The 9,280-nt window shown below is 39.5% G+C and carries 9 protein-coding genes; 6 read left to right on the forward strand and 3 right to left on the reverse strand.

Annotated elements, in window-relative coordinates:
- Positions 1-281: 281 nt before the first annotated feature.
- The 4 genes from H6G26_RS35080 to H6G26_RS35095 all read left to right on the forward strand — a co-directional run bounded on the left by H6G26_RS35080 (position 282) and on the right by H6G26_RS35095 (position 4,567).
- Entirely contained in the window at positions 282-989 is a 708-nt protein-coding gene (locus H6G26_RS35080) for a helix-turn-helix domain-containing protein (protein ID WP_190735820.1), read from the forward strand.
- A 135-nt stretch (positions 990-1,124) separates the two neighbouring features.
- A complete protein-coding gene (locus H6G26_RS35085) occupies positions 1,125-1,820 on the forward strand; it encodes a hypothetical protein (protein WP_190735822.1) in 696 nt (231 codons plus the stop codon).
- 64 nt (positions 1,821-1,884) lie between these two features.
- Positions 1,885-2,322 (forward strand): hypothetical protein, encoded by a 438-nt coding sequence (locus tag H6G26_RS35090; protein ID WP_190735824.1) that lies wholly within the window; start codon positions 1,885-1,887, stop codon positions 2,320-2,322.
- Between the two features lie 298 nt (positions 2,323-2,620).
- On the forward strand, positions 2,621-4,567 hold the full coding sequence (locus H6G26_RS35095) for a CHAT domain-containing protein (protein WP_242054116.1): 1,947 nt from the start codon (positions 2,621-2,623) through the stop codon (positions 4,565-4,567).
- Positions 4,568-4,586: 19 nt separating this feature from the next.
- Here H6G26_RS35095 and H6G26_RS35100 read toward each other — a convergent pair whose 3' ends face one another.
- Positions 4,587-5,051, reverse strand: a complete 465-nt coding sequence (locus tag H6G26_RS35100; RefSeq protein ID WP_190735836.1) for a DUF29 domain-containing protein — start codon at positions 5,049-5,051, stop codon at positions 4,587-4,589.
- Between the two features lie 215 nt (positions 5,052-5,266).
- Entirely contained in the window at positions 5,267-5,863 is a 597-nt protein-coding gene (locus H6G26_RS35105) for a glyoxalase-like domain protein (RefSeq protein ID WP_190735826.1), read from the reverse strand.
- Between the two features lie 196 nt (positions 5,864-6,059).
- Here H6G26_RS35105 and H6G26_RS35110 point away from each other — a divergent pair, with 196 nt between their 5' ends.
- Both H6G26_RS35110 and H6G26_RS35115 read left to right on the forward strand, forming a co-directional pair.
- Positions 6,060-6,686 carry a sigma-70 family RNA polymerase sigma factor gene (locus H6G26_RS35110; RefSeq protein ID WP_190735828.1) on the forward strand — a complete coding sequence of 209 codons (627 nt, stop codon included), beginning with the start codon at positions 6,060-6,062 and terminating at the stop codon, positions 6,684-6,686.
- A 101-nt stretch (positions 6,687-6,787) separates the two neighbouring features.
- On the forward strand, positions 6,788-7,870 hold the full coding sequence (locus H6G26_RS35115; RefSeq protein ID WP_190735830.1) for a tetratricopeptide repeat protein: 1,083 nt from the start codon (positions 6,788-6,790) through the stop codon (positions 7,868-7,870).
- Positions 7,871-8,108: 238 nt separating this feature from the next.
- Here H6G26_RS35115 and H6G26_RS35120 read toward each other — a convergent pair whose 3' ends face one another.
- Complete coding sequence (locus H6G26_RS35120) at positions 8,109-8,870, reverse strand: hypothetical protein (RefSeq protein WP_190735832.1); 762 nt, start codon at positions 8,868-8,870, stop codon at positions 8,109-8,111.
- Positions 8,871-9,280 lie beyond the last annotated feature (410 nt).

Here is a 9,280-nt window from a genome sequence, read left to right on the forward strand (position 1 = left end):
CCTGCTACTTATTCTCTCATAAAATTTTTCTTGGAATCTACTTGATTAGTTACTATCAACAATTCCAAAAAGGGCTGATTTTAAAACGCCTTTTTATAGTACTAAAGTACCAGTGATTAGCGATCGCCTGTGCCAGTTGCGTAAGTCCTGTTAACGGCTGCTACTCCTCAGAGATTTGTGGTGCTGCACGCCTTTATGAAGAAATACGACGGCGCTATCAAAGATAGAGACAAAGAACCTGCAAGAGTGAGATTGCGTGAATTGCAGCAGAGGGAAGAGTAATGAAAAAGCCTAATTTTCAAGCTTGGTTGCAACAGAAAGTCAGCGACGAACCAGAGGTGATTTTGGCGGGAAAGTTAGAGTATTTACGCCTATATCTTACCGATGCCATGCGGGAAATACGTAATAAAGCAGGATTGACTCAGGCGCAGCTAGCGGAAAAACTTGGAGTAAAGCAGGCTGCGGTGTCCAAACTAGAGTCAGCGTTAAAAGAACATGAGTTGGAATCAGTACTGCACTATTTACACGCCTTGGGTGCAGATTTGCTGGTAACCGTCAAACAAGGGGATGACTTATATCAAGCCAGTGATAACGAAGGTGTATTGCTGGTAGATGTACCAGATGTAGTTTTCCAAAAGGCATTGGCGGCAAACATGAGCGTGCGGGAATATGTGCGTGTAGCCGTTGAGAAGTTTTCTAGCGAGGATAATAGACTGAGAACAGCTTTGGTAAAACTGCTGGAAAGTGACGATTCGGTAGCGCTGAAAGTGAGAGAGCGTTTAGGTTTAAGAACAATCCAAGAAATTGCGGCTGAGTTGGAAAAATGTTTGAGTCTATCTGAAGAAGAAGATAGGATTTTTGCTGTGAAAAATGTTTTAGCTGCTAATGTAGCGTGTGGAGAAAGTAATCGCGGAAGTAGTGATGAAGTTGATGAAATTGAGTTGTTGGATTTAGCTGAAGAATTGCTAGAAAAGTTGGCAGATATTTAGGATGACACAGACTACAGTCTACCTTGGTGCTACACCTCCAATCTCAAAATGGGGAGTTTTTCACCTATCGCTTAGACTGATAAAATAATATTAAAAATTTCAGCGACCAACTCCAGTTTTGAGGTTTATCATTATTTGCAAGCCCAAGAAATTAAAAAACAATTAAGATTACTAATTGAGGAAGCGTCTGTCATAGATCTTGATTTAGCGAAAAGGTTAGAAGAGATAAATCGCTGGGTGAAAGATGTCAAACCGGGTTCCCTGACTGCTAAAAGATTTGTCATCCTGTTTTTGCAACAAATAATCCAAGATGCTGAAGTTTGGCTGAAACTTAAATCATTACCATCTGAAGAAGAGCAGCAATCAGCTTTAATAGTGCTGAATCCAACTTTAAAATATTGGTATGGCTACTTGTTTCCTAAATGGTTGAGTGAAAACGACCCTAAATTTTATATCTGGAAACGAAAGCTGATGGCGGGGGAGTTCAATCAGGAGGATGCTCAATTAATTGACTCTATTGCTAATAATATTAAAAGTTGTGGCGGGACAATTGTACTACGCTATATTGCAGACCTGTCTATGGCAACTGATATAATTGTTAGCAGTACCCAAGAGAGTCCACTATATATTCAACTCACTAGCGTTTCAGAAGAATTTTCTCAAGAAAAGTTTGATGATTGGGAAAATACCCTAATTTTTTGGGCAATAGATAGAGGATTATTTTTAAGTTACAATCCCCGTGCAAGTGATTTTGTGAATCAGATAGTCAACATATTATTGAATAACAGCGATAATCTTAGTATAGGTAGTTATTTAAAATTTAATTTATAGTTGTCGGTCACTTTCATTTCCTGGATTTGTATAGCCACATTATTACTTAACAAAGTGAGTCCTTATGGTTCTGGAAAAACAATCTGGCCGTCAACAGAGATTAGACAACTTTTTAGAAGCTGTAGAAGCTGCTCAAAAAGTACAGGATGACATCATGAAGTATGGGCTTGAAGCCGCTCATTTATATTGTGATGATGTTGATGGAGATTGGCTAGAAACATGGGGAGAAGACGAAGATGGGCAGCAAAGTTTTGTAGAATTAGTGACTAATTTCCTGCAAAGTGATGACTTGATAGCGGTGAGGGTAAGAAAGCAGTTAAAAGATAAATCGTTCCAAGAGATTGCTGTTAATTTGGAAAAATGTCTGAGTTTATTTGAAGAAGACCAGATTTTTGCTGTGAAAAATGTATTAGCGGGTAGTGTGGCAGTTGGAGAAAATAATCGCGGGAGCAGTGATGAAGTTGATGAAATTGAGTTGTTGGATTTAGCTGAGTATTGCTGAATAAGTTGGCAGATATTCGTAATTTATATTATTCATAATCAACTTTTTTATAAATGTCAAGCAAGACACATCTAACGAATCTGACAAATTAGCTAAATACTAAATTAATGCATCTGCTTACTGTGATTTACTGAATAATAATCACTCAGAAAAATGGGATTTAGCAATAAATATTTATAATGAGGTATTAGAAGTAATAAATCAAAATAGTTTTTTTAAAGAATGGGCATATACTCAAATGAATTTGGGTATTGCATATAATAAAAGAGTTCAGGGAGACCCACAAAAAAATTTGCAATTGGCAGTTAAATCTTGCTATGATTCTTTAAAATTTTATACCCGTGAAAATTATCCATTTGTCTATGCCATACTTCAGAATAACTTGGGTAATGCTTACCGCGACCAAGGTTTAACGACTATAGCAATAACCCATTATGGATTAGCCCTAGAAATTCATACACCTGAAATCTATCCTGCTGAAGCAGTTATAACTGCTCACAACCTTGGAAAAACTGCTTTTAAATCAGGACTTTGGAAAGAAGCTATTGATGGCTATATTATTGCTATTCAAGCAATAGAAACTAGGCGCAGTTGGGTAAAATCCGAATCACGCCGTCAAGAAATTCTAGAAGAATCCATCGGCATTTACGAAAGCATGGTGCAAGCTTGCATCAACGCCGGAGAAATAGAAAAAGCTTTTGAATATTCAGAGCGATCGCGTTCCAAACGCCTGGTAGACTTAATGGCAAGCTACAATCTCTCTCAAGGCGGCGAAATTCCCCCAGTAGTTGAGGAGTTATTGCAGCAGTATGTAGAACTGCAACAAAAAATTGACCAAGAACGCCAAAGCCATAAATCTGAAAATAATCGCAGTGATACACGCGCTATTTGGGAAGAACGCAATCAAAAAATTATATTTTTAGAAACACAAAAACAACAAGTTTGGGAAAATCTCAGACGTGAAGATCCCGTATTAGCTGGTGAAATTCAAGTAAACTCCCTCAGCTTGTCAGAAATTCAAAATCTAATTGACCAATCCAATACAGCTATCCTCAGTTTCTACATTACAAACAGCGACACACATATTTTTATTGTGCAGCAAAACCAAATTACTCTCTACACCTGCACAGGACAGGGGTTAGAAGCGTTGCAAGGCTGGATTGAGCAGAATTGGTTATTACCTTATAGGTATGATCCCAAAAAATGGGAAACTCAAATTAACAGTAATCTATGCGGACTAACTGAACGACTGCAAATATCTGAACTCATATCCCAACATCTTCAAGGAATAGAACAATTAATTTTAGTCCCTCACCTGTTACTGCATCAGATTCCCTTCGCTGCTTTGCCCACAGGAGAATATCAGGAATATTTAGGAGATAAATTTCTAATTCGTTATACCCCAAGCTGCCAAATTTTAGAATTTTGTCAGCAACGCGACAATGTAGGAACATTTAATGAAATATCTCTACAATATGGAACTGTGGAAGATGCCGAAGATAACCTTCCTTCCACCAGATTTGAAGGCGAAAAACTCGCCCAAATGTATAACATTCCACCAGAAAACAGATTAATTGGCAGCAGTCAAGCCACTTGTGAAAACTATCGACAATTAGCAAAACAAGTTAATGTACTCCATTCCTGCCACCATGCCATATCTCGCCTCTATAATCCTTTAGAATCTTGTTTAAAATTAGCGGATGGTGATATTACTTTGGGGGAATTAAGGACACCCAGTTGGCGTTTGCCTCAGCTTGTAGAAGTGTTTCTCTCTTGCTGTGAAACTAACTTGGATACTCCTTCCCTGACTGATGATATTCTGACTCTTGCCACAGGTTTTTTGTGTGCTGGTGCTAGAAGTGTCGTCAGTACTCTTTGGGTAGTAGATGATTTAGCTACAGCATTATTTTCCATTTTTTACTACCAGCAGCGACAAGAAGGTAAAAATCGTCCTGAAGCTTTACAGCAAGCCCAAATCAAACTGCGCGAACTTAAGAAAGAGGAATTTTTGAGGAGGAAGGATATTAAAAAACTATACAATCACGCAAAAACTGAATTTGAAGAAGCGCAGAGTAAAAGATTCCAATATGAGCGACGTTCAGCAGAATGGTTAAAATGGACTCGTAAATTTCTAAAGTATCAGAAGCTTAAAAATCAAATTGAGGTGTTAGAAAAGTCCATAGAGGAATTTCCCTTTTCCGCTCCTCATTACTGGGCTGCTTTTATTTGCCACGGTTTACGGTGAAAAAATAATATTGGCGTAATTACTCGCCCTTCTCATCAACCTGATTCAGATTTGGTAAGAATTCAGGATTTAGAGTTTCACCTAAAGTGTAAGGGTATACTTCTGGAAAAACTTGCTCACCTAACTCAGTTTCTCGAATTGCTAAAGCTAAACCTAGTTCATAAATAGTCAGGAAAACTTCATCGAGATAGGGTTTCAAACTAGGGCTATCTTGCAGAAGCAGCTTAATTTGAACACGTTGCTCTCGAATTGTACCCAACCAGCTATTACTACGTTTTTCAGCTTGAAATTGCCCTTTCAGCAAGTGTCTTAGCAATACTCCTAGCCGATTTCTCAATTCTTGCCGTTCTCTTCTACCTAAAGTTTCAATTTCTTCAATTAGGTTGATTGTATCTAATTGATTCCACTGTTGAGCTTTGAGCAAGCTAGCCTGCTCTTGAGTCCAACCATAGAAATCTGTTTTATACAGGTGAGATGCGTACATCTTTTCAAGGGTCATAAGTTTCTACCTAGCAAAACCCTATAATGACTTTCTTTAGTGAGCGATTCATTGCTCATAGCAAGGTTTATCAGGACTAAAGTCCTTACTACAAACTTGAATTTATTTACGCCTAACTATTTAAAAAAATATTGTGTGGCGCGATGCCTACGACGGCAAGCTACGCACCACACAATATAAAATCATCTAGAATCTAATAATTAATTCGCTACCTCAGCCACCTCAATCACGCGCCCTTCATAGTCCTTGACCAAAAAATTCAGGGGCTTCTGGTTGCGAATCTTGAATTTCAAGCCGCGCACTTCGACTCGCATTAAAATCATTTCCAGGCAGTCATGGTCAAAGCAAACGTGGCGTTGCTGATTTTTGCTACCTAAACTCGCACCAGTAATAACGTGTAGCTGGGTGTTTTTCTTCAATTGATACCATAGCCCATCGTTGGCATTATTCATCATTTTGCTAGACAAACTCGGCCCAGTAGACATATATAACGGATCAATCCCAGTGGCGCCGATGGTTTGTTCGTAATTGTAGTAGTAGTGCAATGGCACCTCAGCTGCTGGCAAATCTAGCAGCCCTTCATACAACTGTCGGGCAATCTCCAAATCCGACACCATTACAGTGTGTACTTTTGGGGCACTGGTGAGAAACATCCACATTGCGCCAGCGTAAGCTGCTAGCAGCATCACCATAATGCCTTGAGTGGAGAACAGGCTATCTAAGGGCAGAGAAGGCAGAAAGGAGCCTAACGTAAGGGGACTGAGCAGGAACGATATCACACTAACTGCTATAACCATGAACAAATAAGGATTCTATAAGGGAGCCGATTTTATGATTGTCGATTAAGACTAAAATTAAGTCTTTGTTTCTAGTTTATCAATACTCAAGTAGTCTGAGTTTGGGCTACAAACTGGGCAACACCAAGATATTATGCGATTAACTACGGGAGTGCAATTCTCAAAACTATTTTAACAACTATCAATTGAAAGGCTTATGCAAATTCCTCATTTCCCGGAAGCTAATCACCCACTGGTGAAGTCGCTGTTTCATCACAGTGACCATGAACTCCTGACTTTGTTTCAGCAAAATCCAGATGCCGGAAAGTACTTTACAGTGATTTTTTGCCGTTATAGTCCCATAGTGTATACCTTAATTCGGCATTCGGCGCGATCGCCTGTGCAGGCAGATTATCTGTTTGCCCTCACTTGGCGACATATCTACTACGAACTCGGTGGGCTAAATTTAACTGCCTCTGAATCAGGTGAGGAAGCCTTAACCATGCAAAATTGGTTAATTAATATGACAGCTTTCTGTATTAACGAGATTAAGTTACCACCCACAGAAGCAATTCATTATTCTCTACAAGCGACTTCGCCGCCACTATGGTGCTATGTAGAACAAGCATTAGACCAACTACCACCTGTTTTGCGATTAATCGTGTTAATGGCTCAAACTTTCCACTGGAGCGAAACTAGAATCGCCGCCTATCTGCAAGCCGAAGGAGAAGCGATCGCTGCAAGCGAAGTAGCCAATTTTCTCCAGGAAGGCTATCGTATGCTAGAGGACAAATTACCCACAGATATCCGCGCCATATACTTTGGGGAAGATTCTGCTAAATAATAACTTAAGTGTAAACGCTTATATTGTTTGTCTTCAATTTAAAAACTTAAAACTTCTTCTTAGACCTTCTACTTAAACCCGCAACTTTACGGGTAATTTTTATGAAACAACGGCTTGTATTTCCCAGGCAAAAACTAGGCTTAGTTTGTGTAGGTGCGATTTCTCGTTTCCAAGTGCTTTTACACAGTTTTTTAGTATTTACTTTTTTGCTGAGTCCTATAGTGGCGGGTGCGGTTGATATTACGCAACAACTCCACCGTCCTTTAAATAGTTCTGTTGGGCAACAATCAAGAGATGAAGCAGATAGTTTGCTGAGTATCGGTGAACAACAATACGCCTCAGGATATGCTGGTAAAACAATTGTATCTTGCTTGCGGGCACTGGAACTATATCACTCAATTGGCGACTTGAAAGCACAAGGTTTGGCTTACAATTTGCTTGCTAAGGCTTATGTTCAGCTAGGTAGTTTAAAAGAAGCAGAGGATGCTTTACGAAGAGGATTAGCGATCGCTCGTGACACTAAAAACTTTCAAGCTCAGATTTTTGTGCTGAATAATATTGGTACATTTTTCTTGCAACAAGGAGAATTTTCTACTGCTGGTAAAACTGTTGAAGATGCCCTTGCAATTGCTCACAATGTCAAAAATATTGAAGGTCAAGGACTATCTTTAAGCAATTTAGGTTTGGTAAATGCCAGGTTGGGAGAGTATAATAAAGCGATTAAATTGTATGAAAAAGCTTTAATTTTCCGCCGTCAGACTGGCGATGCTATCGGTGAAGCAAATACCCTAAATAATTTAGGTGATGCTTACTTAGCATCTGGGAATTATCAGGATACGATTGGCACTTATGGGGCGGCAATGCAGATAGCTAAAACTAACCGCGATCGCACTAATGAATTACGAGCAATTGACGGTTTAGTTACGGCTCATACTGCTGTGGGACGTTATGAACGGGCTTCTGATTTACTAGAGCAACGTTTAACACTCGCTAAAGAATTGCAAAATTTGCGAGAAGAATTAAAATCTTTTGAGTCTTACGCTCAGTTATACAAGCAACAAGGTAATTACCTAACTGCCCGCAATTTTTACGAAAGGGCAATTATACTAGCACGGACATTAAAAGACAGCAAACAAGAGGTGCAATTGCTGGATCAGTTAACTAAAATGCTTCAGCGAAAGTAGGAATTATTCAATCTTAGATTTTGAATTTTAGATTTTGGATTAAAGCAGAAATCTAAAATTGGCAGAATTTACTCTTTAATTAACATGAGTTCGACGGCTCAGATCATGTCCACCAAATTACCTAACGAAAAGACCTCTCTCTGCTTTTATTACGCAAAACCTTCCCTCTCCAAATTGGAGAGGGACAGATTTGAACTTTAGTTCAAATCAGGGAGAGGTTCATCGAACTCACGTTTGATTAATTCAAGAAGACTAAACCATTTTGTTCAATCCTCATAGCACTTTTACCTTGTGCTACATCGGTGGCTTCGTCAAATCTAACTTCTAAACTTCCTGACTCTGACGAGGACTGTGGTGTTACCGTCAACTGTCCGCCATCTTCACGTTGGAATGTTACAGTTACTGGTGCGCTTAAACTTTGTAATGTCACATCAGACTTACCTGGTAGCGATCGCGGTGCCGTATCGCCAATTACTTGGTAGGTTACATTAGTCGCAGTTTCATTTACCAACCTGATATTAACTCTACCATTGGCTAGTGCGATCGTAGCGCTGGGGGCTTGTTGCTCACTGGGTAAAGGTGGTTGAATTATTGAAGTATTTGGGCTTCCGGGCGTTAGAGTTTGCTCACCTGGGGCTGCGGTTGCTGGGCTGACACCAGGTTGTGATGAAGTCGAAGGTTGCGTTCCCTGGGGTGCTTCACCGCCGACACCTAATGTTGTTTGCTCTTGTGATGGGTTAGCAGAGGCGGGAAGAAGCCCTTGAGCGGCTAGTCTTTGAGTTAGCGCATTCGCAGGACATCCCTGCGGTACCACAACCCGACTGTTATGTGGTTCTTCGTAGAAAATTCTCGGGCAGGGATTAATCTTGGGAGTAGATTGTTGTGCTACTGATTGTTGTGCTATTGCTTGAGGAATTGCTGGCAGAGTGATCAATAATCCACCACATATAGCGCCAAATAACTCAACAGACTTGCGAAGATTTTGAAAATTCATATTCATTCTTAACTCCTGATACAATTCGATTTGTCTTTTTTTAAAGAAAAGTTTATCAAACAGCAAATTTAATTAGCGGCTAATCTATTGGCGATTACATCTAAAAACTAACAACCCAGACGATTTTTTATCTCTAACTATAGGTTCAGAAATAAGAAATAATTAGACATAATCTCTCATTCTAAAGTTTGACAAACTAAATTAATTAGGGATTTCCAACAAATAAATTATTCAATTTTGTAAGGTGGACATCTTGTCCGCTCTTAATTACAGGTGGGCGAGACGCACATTCTAAAATAACTAGTTGAATATTTTTTTATCAACGAAGGCAGGAGTTAGGGGGCAGTTCAAGAGTAGAGGAAAACTGACCCCTAACTCCTGCCCGTGACCGGAGGGAACTTGGGTTTAAGACCCCC

This window comes from Nostoc sp. FACHB-888, from assembly GCF_014696655.1.
Taxonomy (GTDB): Bacteria; Cyanobacteriota; Cyanobacteriia; order Cyanobacteriales; family Nostocaceae; genus Nostoc.